Here is a 25,887-nt window from a genome sequence, read left to right as displayed (position 1 = left end):
ATGTGGTCGTTCTCTTTGCGATATATCACTTCCATGGGATAATCCAATGCGATATAGCATGACGTGAACTACGGCTAAGGAGATGAAACATTTGGCGAATGAAAGCATCATCATCAAAGGCGCACGCGCGCATAATCTCAAAAATATTGACGTGACGATTCCACGGGACAAGTTCGTCGTCCTGACAGGGCTTAGCGGCTCAGGTAAATCGTCGCTGGCTTTCGATACGATCTATGCGGAAGGGCAACGGCGGTATGTGGAATCTTTATCTGCGTATGCCCGTCAATTCCTCGGACAAATGGAGAAACCAGACGTTGATTCGATTGACGGTCTGTCTCCTGCCATTTCCATTGACCAGAAAACAACAAGTCGGAATCCGCGTTCTACTGTCGGAACGGTTACCGAAATCTATGACTACCTACGGTTGTTGTTTGCTCGGGTGGGTCATCCTCATTGTCCTGAACATGGCATTGAAATTACTTCACAGACCGTTGAACAGATGGTAGACCGCATTTTACAGTATCCTGAAAAGACAAGACTTCAGATTCTGGCTCCATTGGTATCCGGCCGCAAAGGTGAACATAAAACACTGTTTACGGATATAGCCAAGCAGGGTTTTGTACGGGTACGTGTGAATGGAGAACTACGTGAATTGTCTGAGAAGATTGAGCTGGAAAAGAACAAGAAGCACTCGATTGAAGTGGTCGTAGACCGCATCGTAGTCAAGGAAGATGTACGTGCGCGTCTGTCTGACTCTATTGAGACGGCACTGAATCTTTCAGGTGGGCAGTTGCTCGTAGACATTATGGGGCAAGAGGAGTTGCGGTTCAGCTCCAACTTTGCATGTCCTATTTGTGGATTCAGCATAGATGAACTGTCTCCAAGAATGTTTTCCTTTAATAGTCCGTTTGGCGCTTGTCCAGATTGTGATGGGTTAGGAGTTAAAATGGTAGTTGACCCTGATCTGCTCATTCCCGATCCTGAAAAAAGTGTGGAGGATGGGGCGTTTCAGGCTTGGAGTGGTGGAACTTCCACTTATTATCCTCAATTTTTACAGTCAGTATGCGAGCACTACGGTATTCCGCAGGACATTCCTGTTAGTCAATTGACGACAGAACAAATGAACCTCATTTTACATGGAACGGGAGAGCAGAAGATCCGTTTCCGCTATGAGAATGATTTTGGTCAACGTAAGGAAGCCTATGTGACCTTTGAGGGGATTATCCCCAATCTGGAGCGTCGTTATCGTGATACGGCTTCTGAAGGTATACGTGAATTTATTGAAGGGTTTATGAGTGCAAAGCCATGTAACACCTGTAAGGGACACCGACTGAAAAAAGAAAGTCTGTCGGTAACCATTCAAGAGCGTAATATAGCTTTTGTGACAGCTTTGTCTATCGGTGAAGCCTCAAACTTTTTCCATACACTGGAGCTGAGTGAGAAGGAGATGTCGATTGCCAATCTCATTTTAAAAGAAATTAACAGCCGTCTGGGATTCCTCGTTAACGTTGGTCTGGAATACCTGACTTTAAGCCGTGCGGCAGGCACGTTGTCAGGCGGTGAAGCACAGCGTATCCGACTGGCGACACAGATCGGGTCCAGTCTGATGGGTGTGCTTTATATTTTGGACGAGCCTAGTATCGGTCTGCATCAGCGAGATAATGACCGTCTGATAAGTGCTTTGGAGCATATGCGGAACCTCGGTAATACGTTGATTGTCGTGGAGCATGACGAAGATACGATGATGGCGGCGGACTATATCATTGATATTGGGCCAGGAGCTGGAATCCATGGTGGGATGATCATGTCGCAGGGGACTCCGCAGGAAGTTATGGAAGACCCGAATTCCTTAACCGGGCAGTATTTGAGCGGACGCAAGTTCATTCCGGTCAATACCGAGCGGCGCAAGCCTGCTGATAAGTGGCTGGAGATTCGCGGAGCCAAGGAGAACAATCTCAAAAATGTGAATGTCAAAATTCCGCTGGGTGTTTTCTCAGCTGTTACTGGTGTCTCCGGCTCTGGAAAATCGACACTGGTAAACGAAATTTTGTACAAAACGTTAGCGCGTGATCTAAACCGGGCGAGAGTACGTCCAGGGCAGCATAAAGAAATTCGCGGACTAGAACATATCGAAAAGGTTGTTGAGATCGATCAATCGCCAATTGGCCGTACACCGCGTTCCAATCCTGCAACGTATACTGGTGTATTTGATGATATCCGTGATTTATTCTCGCAGACGAACGAGGCCAAAGTACGAGGCTACAAGAAAGGCCGCTTTAGCTTTAACGTTAAGGGAGGCCGTTGTGAAGCTTGTAGAGGCGACGGTATCATCAAGATTGAGATGCATTTTCTGCCGGATGTGTATGTTCCATGCGAAGTGTGCAAAGGCAAGCGTTATAATCGGGAGACCCTGGAGGTTAAATACAAAGGGAAAAGTATTGCCGATGTGCTGGAGATGACGGTTGAGGATGCAACGGAGTTTTTTGAAAATATTCCGAAGATTCATCGCAAGATCCAGACGCTGATGGATGTAGGATTGGGGTATATCAAGCTGGGTCAGCCTGCAACTACCTTGTCTGGCGGTGAAGCACAGCGCGTGAAGCTGGCCTCCGAATTGTATCGTCGTAGCACAGGCAAAACCATTTATATTTTGGACGAGCCGACAACCGGTCTGCATGTTCACGATATTGACCGATTATTGACGGTGCTGCATCGTTTGGTTGATTCAGGAGAGACGGTGCTGGTTATTGAGCATAATCTGGATGTGATTAAAACAGCCGATTATCTGATTGATTTGGGACCGGAAGGCGGAAGCGGCGGTGGAACGATCTTGGCTACCGGGACACCGGAGCAACTCGTGAGAGTCGAAGAATCCTATACAGGCCGATACTTAAAGCCGATCCTTGAACGGGATACCCAGCGTAGTCAAGCGCTTCAGACAGTCGATCTATAGATACCATTTAACGTACGATTTAAAAACCCTGCACAGGCAGGAAGGCAGAATACGAACTAGTGTATTGATGCCTTCGTCTTGCAGGGTTTTATTTTTTTTGTAAAAAAAGAAAACTTTTATCAAATTCCTGCGTTAAAGCATGTGACACATAGTTTACCAAGCGCTGGAATAATAAATCTATACGTATATTCATCGACAGAAAGTCTCTGAGTAGTCTCTAAATTTTGGAGTTTTGGATGTTTAGGCTCGGGCTTGAAGAGGTAAATATATAATTTATGATTACTTAGCATCATACGGAGTTCCTTGCCCGCGTGACAACCATTACAAGTTGAAGCGAAACCGTCTGTAGTTTTATCACATCTAAGGTTCATACAACATCATTGAGGAAGTCATGAAGGGAGCTGGAACGCTTGAAGATTAAGCAAAGTAGAGTTTTACGTACACGTGTATATTCATGGGTAGCAGGAGCTGCTTTGGCGGCATGTTTGATGGGTTATAGTGCTGCACCGTCCTATGCCTCCGAGGTGTCTGAAGCGTTTGCGCCCAAACAAGCCGAAATCGAAACAAGTGCAGCAATTGGCAGTATTAAGGATTTAGAAAACGCTCATGATTACATTCAACCCGCAGCGAATGGTGGGTTTTTAATGCTGAACGTCGAGGACGATACAGAAGCAAGTGTAGTACACGTCACATATGGCAAGCTGGACAGTTCTGTGGAGGCTGTATGGAAACATCAGCAGGACCTGAACGTACAACCCGGGACAAGCAGCAGGGGAGTCCAGCGGGAGACGCCGGATAGGGGCTTGCTGTTTCTGATTGATTATACAAAACCGAACGGAATACGAGAGTTGCAGGCTTCCCGATTGGACGAGGATGGAAACACCTTGTGGTCCAAAACATTACCCACAGATGGCTTGATATCTCATGGGCAGGATTCTCAGGTTGGTTTGGAGACACTGGAGGATGGCAGTTTCCTGGTCTCCTATCTAAACCTTGCGGAGCAGTCCTTCACTGTACTCAAATACACTGAAACTGGCGATCTACAATGGAATCGAACGACGGCCGGAGTGACCTCGGGTTGGCTGGTCGGCAGTCACAATGGATATTATGCGCTTTTGAACAGCTCAGATGGTCCCGTTGGGGTACAAGCAGATGTATATGGTCGCGATATTCGTGACATCCATCTGGACTTAGGATCAGGTAAAGAAATTGCCGCAGTACGTGAGTTGCCGAGCGGTCATATTGCTGTAACAGGGCTTAAAGGAAACAGCAAGCGTACACAGGTGCTAAGTAATGGCCTGCAATTATTTGGTAATACAGAGGACTATGCGGCTGACCGGGTGTATCTGCCTGAGGAGCAGTTGTATGTCCAGTTCAGTGATCAATATGATCCACTGGGTAAAACCACGAAAATGCATGGCATCACCATTACAGGCCTGAAAGGAAACGGTACGAAGGTGTGGGAAACGAGGACTCATTATAAGGAGGATAATTCCTTCGGCATCCGATACGATACGGGATTGATATACAAGATACCTTCAGGCTACGTGGTGGTGACATCTACAACAGGTGCTCATAAGCCAACAGTACTGGATTTTGCGAAAATATTGATACCGGAGTAATCCGGTGTCTTTTTTTGTGGAATTGAGGGAAACGATATTGCGAGGTTGTATGACGATAAGAAACAGCCTGCTTGTATATGTAATACAAGCAGGCTGTTAATAGACTCTATATTTAGGATGCAACGTGGCTGGATTGTAAAATGGCAGACAGCTTTTCCTGGAAAGTCGGAATACCTACACGCTGTACATATGCGTAAAAGCTTTCGCCGGCGCTCCTGTTTTCTTTGTAGAACTGAATGAGCTCTGCCAGTACAGGTCCAACCTGATCCCCGCGTACGCGGCCTTTGAGCGCCTTGTTAAACTGGGCGCCTGCTCCAAGCGCTCCGCCGACAGCGATATCGAACGCGTCGACCAAGCCTTCCGGTGTCTTAATAAGCGAGCCTTGCAGACCAATGTCCGCAATATGCTTTTGACCGCAGGAATTCGGACAACCGATAAAATGAATGCGCACCTTTTCATCCAATTGTACGTGCTGATCCAAATACTCGGCAACGTCAACCGCCCGTTTTTTGGTTTCCACAATCGCCAAATTGCAAAACTCATTTCCTGTGCACGATACCGTACGACTCATAAAATGCTTGGGCTGTGGTGTCAGGCGTTGCAGGACGGGGGCTTCCAGTAGTTCATCCACCTGCTCATCCGGTACGCCGCTCAGCAAAATGTTTTGCGACATCGTGGTACGAATCTGACCATCGCCATAGCGGTCAGCCAGGTCGGCCAGTTCATGTAACTCGTCAGCACTAAGGCGACCGACAGGAACGTTCAGACCGACATAGTTCAGACCTTTTTGAGCTTGAGGATGCACGCCGTCAAAATAGGCGGCTTGCCAGCCAATCGTTTTGTCCTCGCCTCGTCCGGGCATTTCACCGATGTACTCGGTGAGCTTAGCCAGAAATTTGTCTGGGCCCCAATCGGCAACGAGGAATTTCAAGCGGGCATGGTGCCGCTTTTCCCGATAGCCGTAATCACGGAAAATGGTGGTGACAGCAATAGCAACCTTCAGTACTTCCTCAGGACGAACAAACAAATCCAGAGACTGTGCCATATGCGGCTTGGCGGACAAACCTCCACCAACCATCGCATGGAAGCCGACCACTTCTTTTCCGTCGAGGATCTTGGTGGCTGGAGTGAAGGACAGGTCGTTAATTTCAGCCTGTGCATTATTGTACGTATTACCGGAGATAGACATTTTGTACTTGCGCGGCAGATTGGAGAAGTCACGATTTAATAAGAAAAAGCGGTTTACTTCATCTACAATCTCCTGGGTATCCACCAATTCATTGGGATCGATGCCAGCCAGCGGATTACCGACAATGGTACGCGGGCAGTCTCCACAGGCTTCAAAGGAATACAAATTGACTTTTTCCAGTCTTTCGAAAATATCGGGTAAGCTTTCGACCGTCAGCCAGTGAAATTGAATCGCCTGGCGAGTGGTGACATCCACAAGACCGCGTCCATATAGCGCGGATATGTCCGCCAATGCATGTGCCTGTGCTGAAGTCATGATCCCTGTGTTGATGCGGACCCGCATCATGAAATGACCATCCTTGGGCTTTTGCTGATATACCCCAGCCCATTTGAAACGATCCATATCGTCCGCAGAGATCGAGTCATAGCCTTCGTTGGCATAGTTTTCGATAATGGTACGGATAACGTCGAGACCGTCCTTTTCCAGCTTGACTAACTCGAATTTGTTAAGCTTATCGGGATGAGCGTTCCAGATTGGTTCGTAGGCCATTCTTTTAACCTCCTGTGGGTGCTTATTTATACTTTAGTGTTTTGGATAGAGGACTCATGATTTTATTCTTTATTTCCGACAATAAAACTAAGATATAATGTGATGGTATCATAGTTGGTTATGCCCGTAAACGAAGGAATGACCTAAACGGTATAACGATTATTTATCGTTTTTGCTTATTTTTTTGATATAAGGATTTGGAAAATTTATAATATAAATAGCATGAGAGGACAGGGATGTAGCAAACGGCGCCTTTTAGAAAAAGATAGGGCTTAAAGCGATTGTATACGTGTCCCCTCTATGGTAGATTTGGACTAACTGATAGAACAGGGTCATGTAAGAGAGGAAATGGTGAGTATATGCGTAAGATGGGGAAAAGGGCAGTTGTTCTGGCTTTGGGCAGCGCTCTATGTGTTTCTGGAACGGCAGGTGCAGCCAGCAGTGGGACTGCGTTAAAGGCCAAAGTCATTAATGGTGGGGTCTATGTTAACGTAAGCGATATGAATAAAGCATTAGGAACCAGCGGCGCATATAACAGCGCAAATGGTACATATACGTTATCGGCCGATCGTGTGCCGCAGGTGGTTAAAAATGTATCTCCTTCTGTGGTCGGTATCATTGGCCGTTCAGCCACGGGAGAGACCGTAGCAGGAGGAGATCGATACAACCTAGCTCACGGCACGGGTGTTATCATTCGTAGCGATGGATGGATTGTGACGAATGCACATGTTATCGAAGGATTAGGTGATGCCGTGGTCGTAACCTCGGACGGAAAATCTTACGGAATCACCGACAGCTACAGCGATCCGATCAGTGATTTGGCATTAGTCAAAATCAAGGCAAGCGGCCTCAAACCCGCCACCTTGGCAGCTTCAACGAACAGTCTACAGGTAGGTGAGCAGGTAGTGGCTATTGGTACGCCTATATCCTTTTCACTTCGCAATTCGGCAACCTCGGGTGTTGTTAGCGGGCTGAACCGTGGTGTCAACGCTGCTTATCGTTTGATCCAAAGTGATACCGCGATCAATCCTGGTAACAGCGGCGGTCCGCTGGTCAATCTCAAGGGTGAGGTCATTGGGATCAATACGATGAAATTCTCGGCGGTCGGCATTGAAAATATGGGCTTTTCGATTCCGTCGGATACGGTGAAATATGTCATCGGCCAATTTTTCAAATACGGAGAGGTTCGGCGTGCCAGTCTTGGTCTGAGTCTGGAAGAGAGCTGGTCAGCTATCGTTGGATTACCTACCGAGGACCCTCTGAAAGTTACGAAAATTACCTCAGCCAATGCCATTCAGGCCAAAATCAAGGAAGGCGATGAGCTGTATAGCATTAACGGTAAGCGTGTAGCTTCGGCCATTGATGTCAATGAGCTGCTTAAAAACTATCAACCAGGTCAAACGGTGAGTGTACTAATGCAGTCGGACGGTGATATTGTGAAGCGCAAGCTAGTACTGACACAGGATAATGGTGAAATCTATGAGTCCATTCAGTCTGGAGAAGATGGTGAAGATTCGAACGGTTCGGAGGCCGCTGAAGATGGCGGCGTAGCGCTTCCTAAGGAAACATCGGAGCCAGCTCAAGGGGCAACTACTGGAAAGTGAACAATAACGGCTCTTGAATCTATAAAATAAAGCTAAAGGGAGATTTACTGTGAAGCATATTCAAAGAAAAATGATGCGTAAGCTGGGGGTCGGCGCTGTCGCATTGTCCCTTCTGCTTTCCGCTTTGCCAGCAGTTGCAGCAGATCAAGATAAAACCATGCTGGAATTGCGGTTGCAAAGCGGCAGCAATACAGCCATCGTGAACGGCCATAATGCCAATATTACGAAGCCATATTCAAAAAGTGGTGCACTGATGGTTCCAGCTGGTATTTTTAAAAAGGCATTTAACAGCAAAATTCGATTGGCTGAAGATAATGTGGTTAAAATCACTAGCGGAACTCATGTTGTATCGCTGACCATTGGTAGCCGTACTGCTTGGGTGAGAGGTCACAAGGTGACACTTCCAGCTCCACCGGAAATGTCATCAGGTATTCTCATGGTGCCTCTGCGTCAAGTAGCAGAAGGGCTTGGCGGTAAGTTGGAGAAGAACGGCGCCGGAATCATTATTCGGATGGAAGCACAAGAAGAGGCGGGCACGGTAGCTGAAGAGACACCGAACATTGATAATGATGAGGGCAAGACGCAGATCGGGAACAGTTACTATGGCTGGTCTATGAACTATCCAACAGGTCTCGTCATCGGTCAGGGAGGTGGAGATGAGAGTATCTCCACTTTTATGGACGAGAACAGTGCGTACTATATGGAAGTGCACACAGCGTCACAGCCGGTTCCACTGAATGCGGACGATCTGTTGCAACAATTAGTGCAGGCAGCCAAGGAAACGGGAGAAACTGTGATCGATCGAAAATCCTTCCCGAAAGCGAAGGTACCTTATGCTCGTGTCATTACGAAGGATGGGGACGGCGTATTGTGGGAAAATCGTCAGTACTATGACAACGGACGATTGTATGTAGTTTATTTTTCCGATGCTAAAGCAACGAATTATAAAGATCTGGCCCAGTATGCGGGACTGTTAAATTCCTTCAAGACCTCTTTTAATGCGCAGGATAAAAGTATTAAAGACTTGTCCACTGTCGTAGGAGGCACACGCGAGGCCGGAAATCCAGACTACGGTGTGTCACTCAGCATACCCGCAGGCTGGAAAATGGACGATCAACGGATGCAATATGAAAGTAATGATGGATCGAGCTTCCGCGTGAAAGTAACCTCGGCTCCAGCGGATGGAAAGTTGGAGAACTGGGGCCAGCAGCTGCAAAAATGGCTGAGCGATTCCTTTGTGTCCACAGCTTATGAGGCACAGAAGACGTATCCGCTGGAGGTTGCAGGCGTTCAAGGGTTAGTACAGGAGTACCGCTATAATTTTGGCGATGGATGGGTCAAAGAGTACAATGTGCTGATTCAGCAAAATGGATATCGCTATTTGGCTGAATACGCAGTGCCTGAAAAAGTAAGCAAAGGAAATGATCAGTTCAACGCGCTCATCTCCTCGCTTCAAATCGATTTTCAAACCGTAGCAAGTAACTTTGGACAGTTGGAAGAAGACGACTATTTGACGGACAAAACGAAAACGGTCAAAAAGACGTCGAAAGCCTATGAATATACGGTGAATATCCCACGATATTGGACCGCGATTAGCGATCAATTTGAATTGGGCGATGTAGAGTACCAGTTTACCGGAGGTCGTTTTTCCATCAAAATCGACAACGACCAATCATTTGAACTAACGGTATCCCAGCTCAAGGACTTCTATGATAAGCAAGCAAAGAACTACAAAAACCTCAAAGTTGAGGAAGTTAAGGACGTAACGTTTGCTGGTGTTCCGGCAGTGTCCTTTACATTCCATCGTATAGAGGAAGGCATTGGCTACACAGGCCACCAATTGGTTTTGGAACGTGACGGAAAAACGTATACTGTGACAACAACATTAAATGATGCGAACAACACGGCTGTACAGTCTAACGCACTGGATTCGACGTTAAATTCGTTTAATTTTGTGAAGTAGAAGGTGTAGGTAAAAGATTAGCGAGGTTGTGGGGGAAGCGCTACGCGTGCCATTTGAGCCTACGAGCGTTGACGCTTCTTCGGATTCAAATGGCACGCTTCACTGGCGCCCGCCAAATACCACCAATCTTATAATGAGTGAAGTAAGCACTAGGGAAGTCTATACGGATTTCCCCGTATAGGAGGAATCCAAAATGATTACGCTAAAAGCAGTCGACAAACATAATTGGGAAGCATGTGCCGAACTTAAACCGACACCTGAGCAAAAAAGATTTATGGTATCTAACCTTTTTTCGATTGCGGAGTGTCAGTTTTTAGATGGATTTTTATCTAAAGTAATTTATAATGATGACGAATTAATTGGTTTTACAATGTATGGTTTAGACCCGGATGACGGAAATTACTGGGTTTACCGATTTATGATTGACGAAAGATTTCAAGGTCAAGGTTATGGCTACAATGCGATGTTACTGGTTATCGATGAAATAAGGAAAGCCACTGATAGGACGGATGTTATCATGATTGGGTATAAACCAGACAATGAACTAGCTAGAAAGCTATATAGTAAAACAGGCTTCAGGGAGAAGGGAATATCACCCTGGGGAGAAATGCTTGCGAAGTATAGGTTTGCCTAGTTAATGATAGGATGACTCACCTCCAAAGCACCGCTTGACGGGATTGGAGGTGTTTTTAGTATTATTTTTTAAAGGAATCGCTTGGAAAGTGTAGAAGCTTAGGTCGCAGTCTGGTACACTAGATTAGTTACAAGATAAGAATGATTCTGCCGCAGATGTTTGTGATGCGGATTTTTTGAGTTGGATGTAATTCACGCGAGGAACCGATGGTTCAGTGTGTGGATGATCGGACAAGATGATAGAGACGGATAGGATTTAAAATATGATTCTTAGTAGGCTTCCATTCCCCTGACTAAACATGATCAGCTTTGGAATGAGTCTATGGAACATCCATGAGATTACCAAGTAAGCAGCATAGCTGCCCTGAAAACAACGATTATCCCTCGGAGATCATTCGTTTTCAGCATATGGGGAGGGCAATAATGAAATCAGCAGTACGAAGAGAAGATGTCGAGCTTCTGGCACCAGCCGGTGACTGGGATTGTATGCGTGCGGCGGTGGCAAACGGGGCTGATGCGATCTTTTTCGGGGTGGAAAAGTTTAATGCACGAGCACGGGCGAATAATTTTCGCATGGAGGAACTGCCTGAAATTATGGCGTTTTTGCATAGCTATGGGGTTAAAGGTTTTTTAACATTCAATATATTGGTATTTGAAAACGAGTTGGAGGACGCTAAGGAGCTGGTCGATGCCTGTATTGATGCTGGAGTCGATGCCTTAATTGTCCAGGATATGGGCCTGGTGAAAATGATCCGCGACATTTCACCGGATTTTCCGATTCATGGTTCTACCCAAATGACGATTACCTCGCCGGAAGCGGTAGAGTTTACAAAACCGTACAATATGGAACGGGTCGTGCTTGGACGCGAAAACAACCTGAAACAGATCCAAAAAATAGGGGATCAGGCGAGACTTCCAATGGAGGTATTCGTACATGGAGCGTTATGCGTATCTTATTCTGGCCAATGCCTGACTTCAGAAATGTGGGGCGGCCGCTCTGCTAACCGTGGTGAGTGTGCACAGGCATGTCGTTTGCCTTACGATCTGATGGTAGATGGAGAGCAGAAACCAATGGCAGATGTGACGTATCTGCTGTCACCTAAGGATCTGGCAGCGATCGACTTGATGCCTGAACTGATCGACGCGGGTGTTGTTTCTTTTAAAATTGAAGGACGATTGAAAACACCTGAATATGTGGCGAATGTGGTCAGCAAGTATCGCAAGGCCATTGATAAGTATTTTGATGGCGATACGTCCAAGACCAGCAAAGAAGATATTCGCGAGCTGCAGCAGAGCTTTTCACGCGGCTTTACGCACGGTTTTCTCGAAGGGACCAATAACAAGAAGCTGGTTGACGGTACGTTCCCGAAAAGCCGGGGGGTGTATCTGGGCCGAGTGGAACAAATCCTTCGTGATGGCGTAGTGTGCCGTATTGATGCCCCACTCAAGCGTGGCGATGGGATTGTATTCGATGCGGGAGATCCCACGCAAAAAGAAGAAGGCGGACGCGTATACGATATCCGCCGCAAGGGCGTGAAGATTGAAGGCGAAGCCGGAGAAGGCTGGATCATCGACATCGTAGCGGGACGCAACGATGTGGATCTGCGCCGTGTGCACGTGGGCGACCGCATTTGGAAAACCAACGACCCAGCGCTGGACAAACGTCTGCGCCAGTCGTACGACACCGACAAGCCGTACCGGGTCTTCCCGGTACATGTGCGGGTCAGCGGCTCTCCAGGGCAACCGCTGTCGACATGGTGGACCGACGTGCAGAAAGGCACAACGGTCCGCGTGGACTCCGAGCTGGAGCTCGAAATTGCCCAGAAGCGTCCGATGACGCATGAACTGCTCGAAGAGCAGTTCGGCCGACTGGGCGGAACGGTGTTCCAGCTGGAAGAGCTGGACGTCCATCTGCATGGGGACGTCATCGTGCCGATGCGCGAGCTGAACGGTATCCGCCGCCAGGCGGTGGAACTGCTCGCGGGCGAGCGCCCCAAACCGCCCGTGTACACGAAACGGGCGGTCGAGGTGTATGACGATGCATCGACTCCGGCATCGTCTGTGGCACGCGGTCAGGCAGAGCTGACCGCGTTGTGCCGCAGCCTCCCTCAGGTGGAGGCTGCGCTCGAGGCCGGCGTGGAATTCATCTACGCCGACTTCGAGTTCATCAAGCAATTCCCGGCAGCCGTAGAGGCTGTGCACGCTGCAGGCCGTCGAATTGCGCTGGCGACCCCGCGTATTCACATGCCGGGTGAAAATGGCTACCACAACAACATCCTGCGCTTGAAGCCGGATGCTGTGTTGGTACGCAATCCAGGGGCACTGTATTTCTACTTGCGACATCGGTTGGAGAACCCGGACGCACATCACCCGCAATTGATTGGTGACTTCTCGCTGAACATAGCCAACCATAAAGCGGCTGATCTGTTCCTGGATTCCGGCTGCGACCTGGTTACGCCTTCGTACGATCTGAACATTCAGCAAATGGTCGATATGCTCAGACGTACACGTACTGATAAGCTGGAGATCGTGATCCAGCAGCATATGCCAATGTTCCATACTGAACATTGCGTATACTGTACCTTTATGAGTGAAGGCACCGACTACACTAACTGTGGACGTCCATGTGAGGACCATCGCGCATCCCTGCGTGATCGAATTGGTATGTCTCATCCGGTCCGTGTGGACGAAGGCTGCCGCAACACGGTATACAACGCGATTGAGCAATCCGGCGCGGAATATCTGTCCAACTTCCTGGAGCTGGGCGTGTCCCGTTACCGCGTGGAATTTTTGGAGGAGACACCGGAGCAAGTGCATGAGGTTATTGATCTCTATAACCGTGCCCTGCGCGGAGAAATCAGTGGAACACAAGTATGGAAGACGCTGAAAGCGACGAATCAGTTGGGTGTTACACGTGGGCAGCTGGTGAAGTAAAAGGATGCTACAGGTTATCACAGTTATTTATTTTGATATTTGAACGTAGAAAAAGAAAAAATAGGGTATGTGCTTTGAGAGCACATACCCTATTTTTATCAATAAGTCCATTTGAAATACTATGAATCTCGTATTGTTATACTTTCTGGACTTTCGTTTTTTTGGAAAAAACAATGAATTTTTGCCCGACATAATTAATTAAAGTATAGAAGATATTCCCGATTAGGATGGACAGATTGCCTAAAATTGCATTATTTTTAATACTCAGACTTGAGATCAGGAAGTGGCTGATTAGATAGCTGAGACAATACGATAGTAAATAGCATATCAATATGATAAAGACAAACTTCCAAATGGTCTGTCCATGGCTTGCATTGTTTTTGAAAGTAAATCTTTTGTTTAAGAAATAGCTTACAGTGGCACCTACAGAATTACCAATAAAGGTCGATAACCAGTAGTTAGTCCCTAAAGTATTAAAGAGCAGGAACATGACGGACATGCCGCATATTGTATTTAGGACACCTACGACAAGAAAACGGAAAAAGCTATTCTGAAATAAAGTCAAATTAGTCACCTGTTCGCATCTGTTTATTGGACAGCCACAGCTTCCCTCTCACTATTTTTCACTTTTTTTGTGTTTTCAGTATCTAGGGTGCTCTGGGAATCTAATAGGGTCTCAATAATATATTTGGGTCTTTGTTTTACCTCTTTATATATTTTACCGATATATTCGCCAATGAGTCCCAGTGCTACAAGTTGCAGACCACCTATGAACCAGATGGACAACATTAAAGAAGACCAGCCCCAGACAGTGGTTCCAACGAGCTTACTAATAATGGTGTACACAGCTATTAATAAGCTTATGCCAAACATTGCAAAACCTACCGCTGAGATAAGCCGGATTGGGGTTATACTAAATGAAGTGATTCCATCGAAAGCAAAAGCGAGCATTTTCTTTAAAGGATATTTGGATTCTCCTGCAAAGCGTTCATGTCGATCGTAATAAACTTCAGTAGACTTATAACCTATTAACGGAACTAGACCACGTAAAAAGAGATTTACCTCTTTAAAGTTGCTTAATTCCTGGAGAACTCTTTTGCTCATTAAACGGTAATCCGCATGATTGTATACAATATTGACTCCCATTTTACTCATAACACGATAAAAGCCTTGGGCTGTTGAACGCTTGAAGAATGTGTCGGTGGTTCTACTTTTTCGAACCCCATATACGATGTCATAACCTTCTTTGAATTTTATTATAAATTCTCGGATGGCATTGAGATCATCCTGCAGGTCAGCGTCAACGGATATCACACAATCAGATGTCTCTTTAGCTTCCATTAATCCAGATAATAGGGCGTTTTGATGGCCGGCATTTTTTGCCAATTTGAGACCACTGACAAAAGGGTTTTTTAGATTATATGATGCTATGATGTCCCATGTTTTATCACGGCTACCATCATCAACAAACAACATTTTACTATGTTTAGAAATGAGCTGGCTCTCTGCCAACTCCTCAAGAATGACCGTAAGTCTGCTTATAGTTTCAGGCAGTACCTCTTCTTCGTTATAACAGGGAATAACTAACGTTAAAACAGGGTTACTGATTATTGAATCCAAAGAACTCTCTCCTCAAATTTTGGCATATCTGGTACTCAAATTTCTATCCTTTTTAGTTTATAATATGGTTTACTTAAATTATATAACATTGCAATGACTAAGTGCTATAATAAACTATTAGCAATTTACAAACGTTAATCGAATTATTGAATAATTTAGTAAGCTTTGTTGAAAAGGAGTTTTAACCTATGAAAATCCGTAAAGCGATTATTCCTGCTGCGGGATTAGGAACCCGGTTCCTTCCTGCTACGAAAGCGATGCCTAAAGAGATGCTTCCCATTGTAGACAAACCAACAATTCAATATATTATTGAAGAGGCTGTTGCATCTGGTATAGAGGATATCATTATCGTTACTGGTAAAGGTAAAAGGGCGATTGAGGATCATTTTGACTACTCCTTTGAGCTGGAGCATAATTTGACTGCGAAGGAAAAATGGGATCTGCTCAATGAAGTGCGTAAACCATCGGAGATGGCAGATATCCACTATATTCGTCAAAAGGAACCCAAAGGGTTGGGGCATGCCATCTGGTGTGCACGTAAGTTTATCGGTGACGAACCTTTTGCTGTCCTTTTAGGGGATGACATCGTTGAGTCTGAGAATCCGTGCCTCAAACAGATGATAGACGTGTTCGATGAGTATCAGCGTTCTGTTGTAGGTGTAAAACAAGTGGATTGGAACGAGGTACATCGTTATGGCATAGTAGAAGGTCATGCACTTACTTCCAAAATCTCTGAAGCGGAACGATTGGTAGAAAAGCCAAAGAAGGAAGAAGCAACCTCCAACTTGGCGATCATGGGACGTTATATCTTGACGCCTGATATTTTTGATATCCTGGGTCAGCAATCTGCGGGAGTAGGCGGGGAGATTCAGTTGACGGATGCATTGTCCAAACTGGGAGAAAAGAATCCGATCCTGGCCTACGAATTTGACGGGAATCGCCATGACGTTGGCGAGAAATTGGGATTCATTGAAACAACGATCCATTATGCTCTACAGCATAACGAAATCAAGGATGAAGTACTGGCTTATATGAGAAAGGTTATTGAAGATATTGATAAAATGTAACAAAATTGTAATTGTATGCGATAAAAAGAAGTTCTGGATTTTTAAGTTCTCCCCTTAAAATAAGAGAGCAATATTCCAAATAGTATCTTATTTTAAGGGAAGGAGGTATAAAGTTGAACTCTTTAGGACTATTCACTTTGAAACAAGAAGACACCCTTGATTTGGACTTGCAGATTAGTACTTTATCAGTTAAATCGGCACCTCAATGTAGTGTTACTCGCTCTGTTTCCTGTGCCGCTTCTTCTTGCTATAGTTGGAATAAATACGTAACTTGCAACTGCTGTGTTTAGTTAACCAAACAACCCCAGATATGATTCCTATATCTGGGGTTATTTTACGTTAAGGAGGCTCATGAGCTATGAAGAACGCTGAGAGCAGGAATACAGATATGAATATGTTCAAAGCTTTGGAATTTTTTTTAGTTAGAATTCCGTTGTTGTCTATTGAACAGTACAAAGAATTATTTAATGAACCTTGGAATGAAGGTTTGCAAAATAAAATATTTCATATTTTGGAGGATTATATTATCCGTGAGGCACTTTTGATTGCCAGTCCCTCATTAATGAACTCTGTTAATCAAATAATAGACAATTCAAATTTAAAGAAAGTAGATAAGGTTATCAAAGCATTAGCTTATTATATGATTAGGCTTTCAACACGAGCTACCCCTTATGGTCTTTTTGCTGGTGTTGCTGTGGGTTCCTTTAATAATGAAAACAAACTTGTATTAGGAGAGCTGAGCTGTAACCGAAAAGTAGCACGTCCAGATATGCAATGGTTAATGGATCTCGTAAAGAGTTTGGAACGTATGAGGCATGTCGTTAAGCAAATCAAAGTTCGTATGAATCCGATCTTGTATGTTTCCGGATCGCGTATGAAGTTACCTTATCTTAATTTTATAGATCATAGTGATTCCACTAACGAAGTGAAAAGCAGTTCAATCCGCATTTCCAAGTTTGTGGACTATGCCATTCACTGTGCAAAAGAGCCTATTCCCATAAAGTTGTTAATGATTAAGATGCAAGAAGAGTTCCCCACTATGAATCGAGAGCAGTTATTTGATTTTTTGATGAAGTTAGTAGAGCAAGAGTTTTTAATAAGTGATTTAAGGCCGCCTCTATCCATTCGTAACTCTGAAATGCCGTTTGAATATTTAAAAGGGCAACTAGCATCCGTAACAGGTATAGACGATCTCAAGACTTCCATTCAAAAGATTCATGACCACGTACAACAATATAATCAAACCTCTGTAGGTGAGGGGGAAGAGCTATATATAGACATAAGCAACAGCATGAATAAAATGTTTCCTTGCAAAGATCCACTCCAAATTGATATGGAAACATCTATAATAAGTGCAACTTTAAGCCACAGTATAGCTGAAGAGGTTGCCGAAGCTGCCGAAATTTTATGGAGATTATCGAATGATGTGTGCAATCCGCATCTTGAGACCTATCGGAGTGCTTTTATTGAGAAGTATGGATTACATCGTCAGATTCCCTTGTTAGAACTGTTGGATGAAGATATGGGATTAGGAGCTCCTCCAGGTTATGAATATCCTGTGAGCAGACGAAGTTGGGAAATACCCGCTACCAATACTGACAGAGATAAACAATTAGCATGTTGGGTTGGAGAAGCGATCAAACAAGGTAGTATCGAGATTGAACTTACAGATGAAAAGATCAAAAAAATAGAAAGTGTTCCATCTGATCTCATACCTCCGCCATCTTTAGAGATGTATGTTACCATTGCCGCTTCGAATTCGAACGATCTGAAAAAGAAGAGTTATAAATTGATTATAAATCCCAATTCAGGAGACCCAGGTGCAGGCAAAGCATTTGGCAGATTTGGTCCGATTCTAAATGAAGTTGCACAAGGGAAAATCTCCAGTATTTATGAGCTACAATCTGTTCAGGATCCAAACGTAGTTTTTGCGGAACTTATTTATTTAACAACTAATAATAGGCATTCAAACGTTGTTATAACAAATCGATCTTGTTCTCATCAGATTATCCTTGGAACGAATAATTACACAGATGATGGAGCGGCAACCATCCCTTTATCTGACTTATATGTAGGTTGTACACACAACTCTTTTTATTTAATATCACGTTCTTTGAATAAGAGAGTGATACCTATATCTACAAATATGCTGAATTATTATAGGGCGCCTAATATTTATCGATTTTTACGTGAAATTCAACAGGAAGGGCAAAGAAATATTTCATCGTTTCAATGGGGAAGCCTCTCAGGATTTCCGTTTCTGCCCCGCGTAAAGTACGGTAATACTATTCTTTCACCAGCGATGTGGTCTTTAAATGCAGGTATGGAGGCTTTTCAGGGATGTCATAACAAAAGTGATTGGGCTCATGCATTTGAAAGGTATAGGAAGGAGTGGAGTATTCCGCGGCACGTGTATATAACCATTGATGATAACAGATTATTAATGGATACTACACATGATTTTTGTATATCCGAACTATATGATAAATATCAAAAGCTTTCAGGTCCTGCATCCCTTTGGTTGACTGAATGCGGTTTTGAATGGAATGAAGTATGGGGAGAGTCCACTAAAGGACACCACATTGCTGAGTATGTCATTCCTTTAATAAGAATGAATGGAATAGTCCCGTCTGGTATAAAGGATCTTGTTCAGCCTAGTGCTATGCAAAACCCTATCAGTACTAGTAGGATGAATGTCTACTTTCCGGGAGATGAATGGCTTTACGTCAAGCTGTATGGCATGTCTGAGCGTGAAAGAGAATTTATTGGGAACTACCTCAGGCCGTTTTGTGAGTTGGCAGAAAAACAAAAAATTATTGATCGATATTTTATCGTTCGATATAGAGATTCTGACGATCATGTACGTGTGAGATTTCATGGAGATGCAGCAATGTTGTGTGCACAACTAATTCCTGCTATTCAATCGTGGGCGAACAAGCTCAAGCAGGAAGGACTGCTGAACCAAGTTGTGTATGATACATACGTGCCAGAGGTGGAAAGATACGGCGGAGAAAGCTTGATTCAACTGGCTGAAGAGATTTTTGCCGAGGATTCCAAACTTACTTCTGAATTCATCTTTTTGCAATATAACAAGAAGTTGAAGATTGATTTGGAACATATTGCGTTTATTAGTGTGGTTGATATGTTAAATCAATGGATACCTGCATTAGCTAAACAGGCTGAATGGTCTCAACAGAAAGATTGGCACAATAATCACACCAAAACATTTCAAAAAAATCGTACATGGTACATGTCAATATCCGATGTTTCAGATCAATGGAGTTCATTGAGAGCATATGATTATGGTGAATTTATGATAGAGCGCTTTCAACCTCGTAGGGAAAAACTAAAGCAATATAAGGAGAGCTTCCTTCAGATAAAAGAGGAAACATACGGGGGCGAACCTTTATTGGATATTATGGAAAGTTTTATTCACATGCACCTGAACAGACTGATAGGTACGGATCGAATGAAAGAGGCGAAAGTAATGTCACTATTAAGCCATGCCCTTTACCATCTGAACCGTGCTCAGAAGTACACAAAGCGAATGAATAATAAGGAGAACTGAAATATGATCACAACAGGAATATCGGAAGATTTGCGTCAGACTATTCTGGAGATTGTACAAAGAGTTGCAAGAAGATTGGCAGACCCAGAATATGTAAGTGCTGTATGCTCATCAAAGACAAATCAAACAGCCTTTCAAGAGGATTATAAATGGGATAATATAAGCCTTGCGAGTGGCTATCCAGCAGTGAGTCTATTGTTCGGGAGATTGGGTGTTGTATTTCAAGAGGATACATTTACACGATATGCACATCAATATCTTGTAAATACAAGAGAAGCACTTAAGCTAGAGGAGAACATCTCTTTATCGCTATGGAGCGGGCTGTCGGGCATTGGGTTTACGGCTTATGCGCTATCTGACAAACTTCGTAAATACCATAGTTTTATTCAACAGATTAATCATTTAATCGTTCACTATGGCGTAGCTTTGTTGGAAAGTTCAAAAAATAATCTAGAAACAGGGGTCAATTTTCATGACTATGATGTCATTTCAGGGTGGAGTGGAATAGGTAGATATCTGTTATTGTTCCCAGATGTACCTGAGATGAGAGATCTCCTTAAAGATGTTCTCAGCTATCTTGTCATGTTAAGTGGAGAGAGAGCTTGGAAGGGTGAGGTTCTTCCAGGCTGGTATATCCCTGTTCACAATTTACCCTCACATGAGCAGTTGAGGTATCCCGAAGGATATTTTAACATGGGGTTGGCCCATGGTATTCCTGGTCCGTTGGCCTTATTGTCGATAGCCTGGCACCAAAATGTGAGAGTATCAGGCCATAAGGAGGCTATAGAGCGATACAGTTCATGGTTGGACCATTGGAAGCAAAAAAATGATTTTGGGTGGTATTGGCCCAATAATATAAGCTACAAAGAGTATATGAACGGAATCATTCCCGATGAAACAGAACGTGAAGCCTGGTGTTATGGATCTCCAGGGGTTGCTAGAAGCTTATGGTTGGCAGGGAGGGCTCTAGAGAATGAAGACTTAAAGTCGCTTGCTGTGGATGCCTTTAAATCCATATACGCACGTCCCCGCGAACGTTGGAGCATATATTCTCCAACGGTATGTCATGGCTATTCGGGATTAATAAAGCTTACCCATCAGATGTATCTGGATACGGGCGATATCGAGCTGTGTGAATATGCCCGAGGTTTGCTTTTAGAAGTCGTTGAAAAGTTTGATAGTGAATTAGCGTTCGGTTTTTGTGATATCGTAAAGGATACCCAATCGGTCAAACATTTGGATTTCGTAGGTTTATTGGATGGTGTTTCAGGTATTGCTATGACTTTGTTGGATAGCCTTGAATCCGAGGGAAGTTTTTGGGGAAGGAGCTTATTAATCACATAGCAGGAGAAGTAAAAGTTAGGATGAAAAAAGGAACACCAGAAGTGAAAACTTCTGATGTTCCTTTTTTTGGTTGATGTAGCTCTGTATTTGCATTCAATGTTAAATGGTATACCTAGAGCTTTAAGGACTTTAACTGCTCAATTTGCTCCTTCTCTTTCGGATCAGTTTGAATCAGTTTGTTATATAAAACTTCGTCGTTTTGGCCCTGCTGCTGTAGGGCAGCAACGTAATAACGAGCAACCTCACGATTCGTAGCATCGCTCAGGTCGTCCTTCAGGCCGTTTTTAAGGATGCTTGCAGCCTCAGCAGGCTTACCTGACATGAACTCAATCTTGCCAGTACTAAGCGCAATACCTGAGGTTACTTCAAAGGTACGTGTCAACTCAATTTCAGGTGGAATCGTCTTAAGATGGGCTACCCCATCAAGAACCTTCTGATAAGCAGCAAGACCTGCTTGGAAATACTTCTGTTCCTTGGCTGTATCCTTCTGCTCACGTGCCTTATTACCAATAGTGTAGGCCTGGGTAATCAACATATTGTACCAATCATTGTCCCAGTTAAATTTGTGAATATTATTTTCCAAAATGCTGAAAGCTTGCTCATGCTCACCTTTTGCTTGTAAAAGGTTAACTTTGAAGTTATACATGGTTTTATTATACGGTTCTGCCTTCAAGCCCGTATTTAGTATCTCTATTGCAGCATTATAAAATTCCTCTTTTTTCGTTTGATCATACACATTTTTGTATAGTGCAGCCAATCTTAGAACAGAATCGGGGTGAGTAGGGCGAAGTTCAAGATCTTTATTAATAGCACTTTGAATTTCCTCAAAAGATGTGCTGACCGCCATGATCTGTTTGCCATATGAAGCGGCATTAGCCGATTGCACAAAGCGAAAACCTGAGAATAGCGCGACGATACTCAGAATACCAATGACTACACTGTACGTGATCCGAAAACCGGAAGCACTCATGAATAAGCGTTTAAGAGGCTTGCTGTCCATAGCAGCGGCCATGCCGCCTAGACTCACAAATACCAGTATGCCCATGAACACGTAACTCATATTAAAGTCCAGTAAGCTGTGAAGTAAGATTGAGAGTGCCAGAATAAGATACAGAAAGTGAGAATCCCGCTCTTCATCATTTTGTCTAATATAGCTACGAGTATATTTATAGAAAATATATAAGATAAATGACATTAAAATTACAAAACCGAAAATACCTACTTCAACTAGGTACTGCATGAAAAAGTTATGGGCCTGACGGCTGCTATAAGGATAATCCTGATATTCTTCGTACAAAGAAGCCCAACCGCCGCCGCCTGTGCCAATAACAGGATGATCTTTAATCAATTTGGCAGCATCCTGATAGAATGCAATTCGTTCAAGTACACTATGCTGGCGGAAATTGATGTTTTCCAACCGGACCTGGACGTTTTCAGGCAGAACACTGCGTAGGCCAGTTCCAATAAACAGAAAAGCCAGCAAGCCAATCACCACAACTGATCCGACAGGCAGCCACAGGTTGGATAACTTACGGGAAGTCCACCCTGTGAGGGCACTTTCCAACCTTGGTGCCAGATAACGTTCAACAAGCCACAGTACGACAACTACAGCCAGGGAGACGCCAATAAGTAATCCCCAAGCTTTGGCAGCCTCTCCGCCGTTGTAGGTCTTATTGAGTTGTAATCCCATATTTGTAATCGGCGACAAGATAGATATTGACGCTACACCAGCAATGGCGCAATGCAAAATCCATATAATTTGGCGTGCAGGTTTAAGGAAAAGCAAGAGCAGGACGAACACGACTGGCAGCATAACTAGACCGCCCCGTGATAAGGTCAGGAATAGAGAGACCAGAATGGGCACCAACATGAAACCATGAGTAGCTTTGCCATACCATGATTTTGATTTCATTAAACAAAAAACGGCAGCGAATAAGAAAGCCATTAGAAAGGCGGCATATGTATTCGCATATTGAAACACGGATGTCAGCCGGAGCCCATTTGTATCTGTCATGACTGCATTGATATAACGGTCATGATACACATATTGGCTAAGCCAGCCTACCAGCTTGCCGGCAAGCACCCACTGTCCGAACCAGTTAATAAAACCAAAGCCTACAATGACATAAGCAATAGTCATAATCAGATTGTGAATAATCTTATTGCCTAAGCGATCCTGGAGTAGATAAATTGAGATGATAAACAGGGCTGCATATATGCACTGTACCACCACCATATTCATGGCCAGGTAATGTGAAGCTGCTGATGCCAGTGAAAGCACATAAGTCAAGGGAAGCAGTAGTACTAATACAGCCAGCCAATCCCTTTGCTCTTCCAGCTTGAATTTTTTATAATAAGATACGATTGCCAGGATCAACAGAATCGAGGCGATGATAACAGCCCAATAGAGAGGCTTTTCAAAATCGAGCATTTGCCCATTAAAAAGTGCAGCCTGGAAGGGAGCCCAAGCTAAAAACAGAATCATGCCAACAATTAACACCCAAAACATAGCCGGCCTTTTATCGTCACGGGTCGACGTTTTGGCCTGTTTCCCGTATACTGGATTCGACAAGGTTTACAATCTCCTTTTCTTGTAGATACGTCAACATTTTAGCATATCGTAGCTGTTAGAGCCATATCACAACAAAGACCCTACCAAATTTTTACACTGTTTGATTGTAAGAGACTTACCAAACCATGTTTAAGGTCGTGACACACTCGTATGAATTTAACTCAAAACTTTTCGAAAAATTTAAAGTTACTCTGGGAATTGTCTAAAAAAGATATTAAATCTAGATACCTTGGTTCATTCATGGGGGTACTCTGGGCTTTTATACATCCTATGGTATCTATACTTGTTTATTGGGTCGTATTTCAGGTTGGTTTTAAAAATGTACCTATTGGAGATACTCCCTTTATACTTTGGTTATTAACAGGAATGGTGCCTTGGTTATTCTTTTCTGAAAGCTTAGCAACTGCAACCAATAGTATTATTGAAAACAATTATTTGGTAAAGAAGATTGTTTTCCGAGTTGGTTTGCTGCCGATGGTGAAAATTTTGTCTGCTCTTTTTGTACATGTATTTTTTATCATTGTTCTTTTCATTATGTTTAAAATCTACAATGTTGAATTTACGATTTATAACATTCAAATCCTTTATTATTTATTAGCCACGATTTTTCTTTCCTTGTCCATTTCTTACATAACAGCGACATTAGTTGTTTTTGTAAAGGATGTTGGTCAAGTTGTTGCGGTATTTATTCAGCTATTCTTTTGGCTTACGCCGATCTTTTGGAATTTAAATATTGTTGAAGATAAGTATCAGTTTTTCTTTAAACTAAATCCTGTTTTTTATATCGTCGAAGGATATCGGGATACTTTTATTGATCACAAATGGTTCTGGGAGCATCCATCAATGACGATCTACTTTTGGGCTATTGTGATTATCGCTGGTACTATAGGAATCAAAATTTTCAAGAAAATGAAATCTCATTTTGCAGATGTATTGTGAGGAGAAAATGATGAATCAAACAGAATCAGTTGCTGTGGAAGTTAATAATGTCACTAAAATATATAAAATATATGATAATCCCAATGAGCGATTAAAAGAGGCCGTTCATCCCTTTAAAAAAAAGTATCATTCTGAATTTAAGGCCATCAGTGACCTGTCTTTTTCCATAAATAAAGGACAAGCGATTGGTATTATTGGTAAAAATGGTTCTGGAAAATCGACTCTTTTAAAGATGATCACAGGCGTGATTACTCCCACCAACGGAAGCATTAAAGTGAATGGGAAAGTTGCTGCTCTTTTGGAATTGGGCGCAGGTTTTAATCCAGATTTAACAGGAATGGAAAACATATACTTGAACGGAACCCTTATGGGGTATAGCAAAATAGAGATGGATGGTAAACTTGAATCTATTGTATCCTTTGCGGATATCGGGGACTTCATTAATCAACCAGTCAAAATGTACTCCAGTGGTATGTTTGCCAGATTAGCTTTTGCAGTAGCCATCAATGTTGATCCGGATATTTTGATTGTAGATGAGGCCTTGTCTGTTGGAGATATTTATTTTCAGGCAAAATGTATTACCAAAATGAAAGAGCTCTCCAAAAAAAGTACGGTTTTATTTGTCTCTCATTCCATGGATACCATTAAAAGTTTTTGTGATACAGCGTTGCTGATTGATAAAGGACACATGGTCGAAATTGGTCCAGTGAAACGTGTAGCACAAATTTATGAAAATATTGTTAACCAGGAAATTGCAGATATGAAACGTGTTCAATCTTTGGATGTATTTGTTAATTCCGAAACAGATAAGAAGAGTTCGCTGTTGCTATTAGAAGAGGATCCTGCTTTTGCAAAACGTGCCAATGAGTTTCGTTCTGGAACGGGAGATGCGCGCTTTATAAGAGCGGACTTGTTAGTCAATGGAGAAGTTGTGAACCAGGTCCCTTTTGGCGAAATGGTTACTTTGCGTTTATTGGCACAATATTATAAAGATATAGATTCTGAGGGAACTATTGGCTACATGGTTAGAAACCATACTGGTGTCGATGTGTTTGGCATGAATATCTATAATAAAGCAAAATTAGTTCCGAAAATGCAAGCGGGAGGCATTCTGGAGGTTAACTTTAATTTCCGTAATCTGTTATCTGAAAGTGGTAAATACACCATTTCTATTGGTTTGAAGCCTAAGCCTTTTGAGCCTCTTTATCTGGATAGCGTAAGTATAGCAGCTGTTTTTGAGGTTCCTAAGCCCGAGAATAATTACGTACCAGGATTAATATTTGTAGATAACACAATAGATTTGCAAGTCATTAATTAAGGCTGGTGATAA

General features: G+C 43.5%; 15 protein-coding genes. 11 read left to right on the top strand and 4 right to left on the bottom strand.

Annotated elements, in window-relative coordinates:
* The first annotated feature begins 91 nt into the window (after nucleotides 1-91).
* Nucleotides 92-2,953, top strand: a complete 2,862-nt coding sequence (gene uvrA / locus AOU00_RS09880; RefSeq protein ID WP_069290507.1) for an excinuclease ABC subunit UvrA — start codon at nucleotides 92-94, stop codon at nucleotides 2,951-2,953.
* A 410-nt stretch (nucleotides 2,954-3,363) separates the two neighbouring features.
* Nucleotides 3,364-4,575 carry a hypothetical protein gene (locus AOU00_RS09875; protein WP_069290506.1) on the top strand — a complete coding sequence of 404 codons (1,212 nt, stop codon included), beginning with the start codon at nucleotides 3,364-3,366 and terminating at the stop codon, nucleotides 4,573-4,575.
* Nucleotides 4,576-4,687: 112 nt separating this feature from the next.
* Here the strand turns inward: AOU00_RS09875 and AOU00_RS09870 are convergent, their stop codons facing one another.
* The gene (locus tag AOU00_RS09870) at nucleotides 4,688-6,313 is read right to left on the bottom strand and encodes a nitrite/sulfite reductase (protein ID WP_069290505.1); all 1,626 of its coding nucleotides are present in this window, start codon (nucleotides 6,311-6,313) and stop codon (nucleotides 4,688-4,690) included.
* Between the two features lie 359 nt (nucleotides 6,314-6,672).
* On the opposite strand from AOU00_RS09870, the gene AOU00_RS09865 reads away from it, so the two are divergent.
* The 4 genes from AOU00_RS09865 to AOU00_RS09850 all read left to right on the top strand — a co-directional run bounded on the left by AOU00_RS09865 (nucleotide 6,673) and on the right by AOU00_RS09850 (nucleotide 13,447).
* Complete coding sequence (locus AOU00_RS09865; RefSeq protein ID WP_069290504.1) at nucleotides 6,673-7,917, top strand: S1C family serine protease; 1,245 nt, start codon at nucleotides 6,673-6,675, stop codon at nucleotides 7,915-7,917.
* Between the two features lie 49 nt (nucleotides 7,918-7,966).
* Entirely contained in the window at nucleotides 7,967-9,880 is a 1,914-nt protein-coding gene (locus tag AOU00_RS09860; protein WP_069290503.1) for a stalk domain-containing protein, read from the top strand.
* Between the two features lie 193 nt (nucleotides 9,881-10,073).
* Entirely contained in the window at nucleotides 10,074-10,514 is a 441-nt protein-coding gene (locus tag AOU00_RS09855; protein WP_069290502.1) for a GNAT family N-acetyltransferase, read from the top strand.
* A gap of 422 nt (nucleotides 10,515-10,936) precedes the next feature.
* On the top strand, nucleotides 10,937-13,447 hold the full coding sequence (locus AOU00_RS09850) for a U32 family peptidase (protein ID WP_069290501.1): 2,511 nt from the start codon (nucleotides 10,937-10,939) through the stop codon (nucleotides 13,445-13,447).
* A gap of 136 nt (nucleotides 13,448-13,583) precedes the next feature.
* On the opposite strand, the gene AOU00_RS09845 is transcribed toward AOU00_RS09850, so the two are convergent.
* Nucleotides 13,584-14,021 carry a GtrA family protein gene (locus AOU00_RS09845; protein ID WP_257785374.1) on the bottom strand — a complete coding sequence of 146 codons (438 nt, stop codon included), beginning with the start codon at nucleotides 14,019-14,021 and terminating at the stop codon, nucleotides 13,584-13,586.
* A gap of 14 nt (nucleotides 14,022-14,035) precedes the next feature.
* Nucleotides 14,036-15,067 carry a glycosyltransferase family 2 protein gene (locus AOU00_RS09840; protein ID WP_061831713.1) on the bottom strand — a complete coding sequence of 344 codons (1,032 nt, stop codon included), beginning with the start codon at nucleotides 15,065-15,067 and terminating at the stop codon, nucleotides 14,036-14,038.
* A 188-nt stretch (nucleotides 15,068-15,255) separates the two neighbouring features.
* Here AOU00_RS09840 and galU point away from each other — a divergent pair, with 188 nt between their 5' ends.
* From galU to AOU00_RS09825, 3 genes are all read left to right on the top strand, one after another.
* Nucleotides 15,256-16,134 carry a UTP--glucose-1-phosphate uridylyltransferase GalU gene (gene galU / locus AOU00_RS09835; RefSeq protein ID WP_061831714.1) on the top strand — a complete coding sequence of 293 codons (879 nt, stop codon included), beginning with the start codon at nucleotides 15,256-15,258 and terminating at the stop codon, nucleotides 16,132-16,134.
* Nucleotides 16,135-16,492: 358 nt separating this feature from the next.
* Nucleotides 16,493-19,702 (top strand): lantibiotic dehydratase, encoded by a 3,210-nt coding sequence (locus tag AOU00_RS09830; RefSeq protein ID WP_061831715.1) that lies wholly within the window; start codon nucleotides 16,493-16,495, stop codon nucleotides 19,700-19,702.
* Nucleotides 19,703-19,705: 3 nt separating this feature from the next.
* Nucleotides 19,706-21,046 (top strand): lanthionine synthetase C family protein, encoded by a 1,341-nt coding sequence (locus tag AOU00_RS09825; protein ID WP_061831716.1) that lies wholly within the window; start codon nucleotides 19,706-19,708, stop codon nucleotides 21,044-21,046.
* A gap of 112 nt (nucleotides 21,047-21,158) precedes the next feature.
* Here AOU00_RS09825 and AOU00_RS09820 read toward each other — a convergent pair whose 3' ends face one another.
* Entirely contained in the window at nucleotides 21,159-23,618 is a 2,460-nt protein-coding gene (locus AOU00_RS09820; RefSeq protein ID WP_061831717.1) for an O-antigen ligase family protein, read from the bottom strand.
* A gap of 150 nt (nucleotides 23,619-23,768) precedes the next feature.
* On the opposite strand from AOU00_RS09820, the gene AOU00_RS09815 reads away from it, so the two are divergent.
* Together AOU00_RS09815 and AOU00_RS09810 are read left to right on the top strand one after the other, a co-directional pair.
* Nucleotides 23,769-24,557, top strand: a complete 789-nt coding sequence (locus tag AOU00_RS09815; protein WP_028542104.1) for an ABC transporter permease — start codon at nucleotides 23,769-23,771, stop codon at nucleotides 24,555-24,557.
* Between the two features lie 10 nt (nucleotides 24,558-24,567).
* Nucleotides 24,568-25,875, top strand: coding sequence for an ABC transporter ATP-binding protein (locus AOU00_RS09810; RefSeq protein ID WP_028542103.1), 1,308 nt, complete (start codon nucleotides 24,568-24,570; stop codon nucleotides 25,873-25,875).
* Nucleotides 25,876-25,887 lie beyond the last annotated feature (12 nt).

The sequence above is a fragment of the Paenibacillus polymyxa genome, from assembly GCF_001719045.1.
GTDB lineage: Bacteria > Bacillota > Bacilli > Paenibacillales > Paenibacillaceae > Paenibacillus > Paenibacillus polymyxa_B.
Note: the sequence above shows the minus strand (reverse complement) of the source record. Positions and strands in the feature narration are given on the sequence as shown.

Bases quoted from the DNA above. Each gene is read 5' to 3' on its own strand.
- AOU00_RS09865 (WP_069290504.1), top strand. From the start codon at position 6,673: ATGCGTAAGATGGGGAAAAGGGCAGTTGTTCTGGCTTTGGGCAGCGCT.
- AOU00_RS09810 (WP_028542103.1), top strand. From the start codon at position 24,568: ATGAATCAAACAGAATCAGTTGCTGTGGAAGTTAATAATGTCACTAAA.
- galU (WP_061831714.1), top strand. From the start codon at position 15,256: ATGAAAATCCGTAAAGCGATTATTCCTGCTGCGGGATTAGGAACCCGG.
- AOU00_RS09850 (WP_069290501.1), top strand. From the start codon at position 10,937: ATGAAATCAGCAGTACGAAGAGAAGATGTCGAGCTTCTGGCACCAGCC.
- AOU00_RS09830 (WP_061831715.1), top strand. From the start codon at position 16,493: ATGAAGAACGCTGAGAGCAGGAATACAGATATGAATATGTTCAAAGCT.
- AOU00_RS09870 (WP_069290505.1), bottom strand. From the start codon at position 6,313: ATGGCCTACGAACCAATCTGGAACGCTCATCCCGATAAGCTTAACAAA.
- AOU00_RS09855 (WP_069290502.1), top strand. From the start codon at position 10,074: ATGATTACGCTAAAAGCAGTCGACAAACATAATTGGGAAGCATGTGCC.
- AOU00_RS09815 (WP_028542104.1), top strand. From the start codon at position 23,769: ATGAATTTAACTCAAAACTTTTCGAAAAATTTAAAGTTACTCTGGGAA.
- AOU00_RS09825 (WP_061831716.1), top strand. From the start codon at position 19,706: ATGATCACAACAGGAATATCGGAAGATTTGCGTCAGACTATTCTGGAG.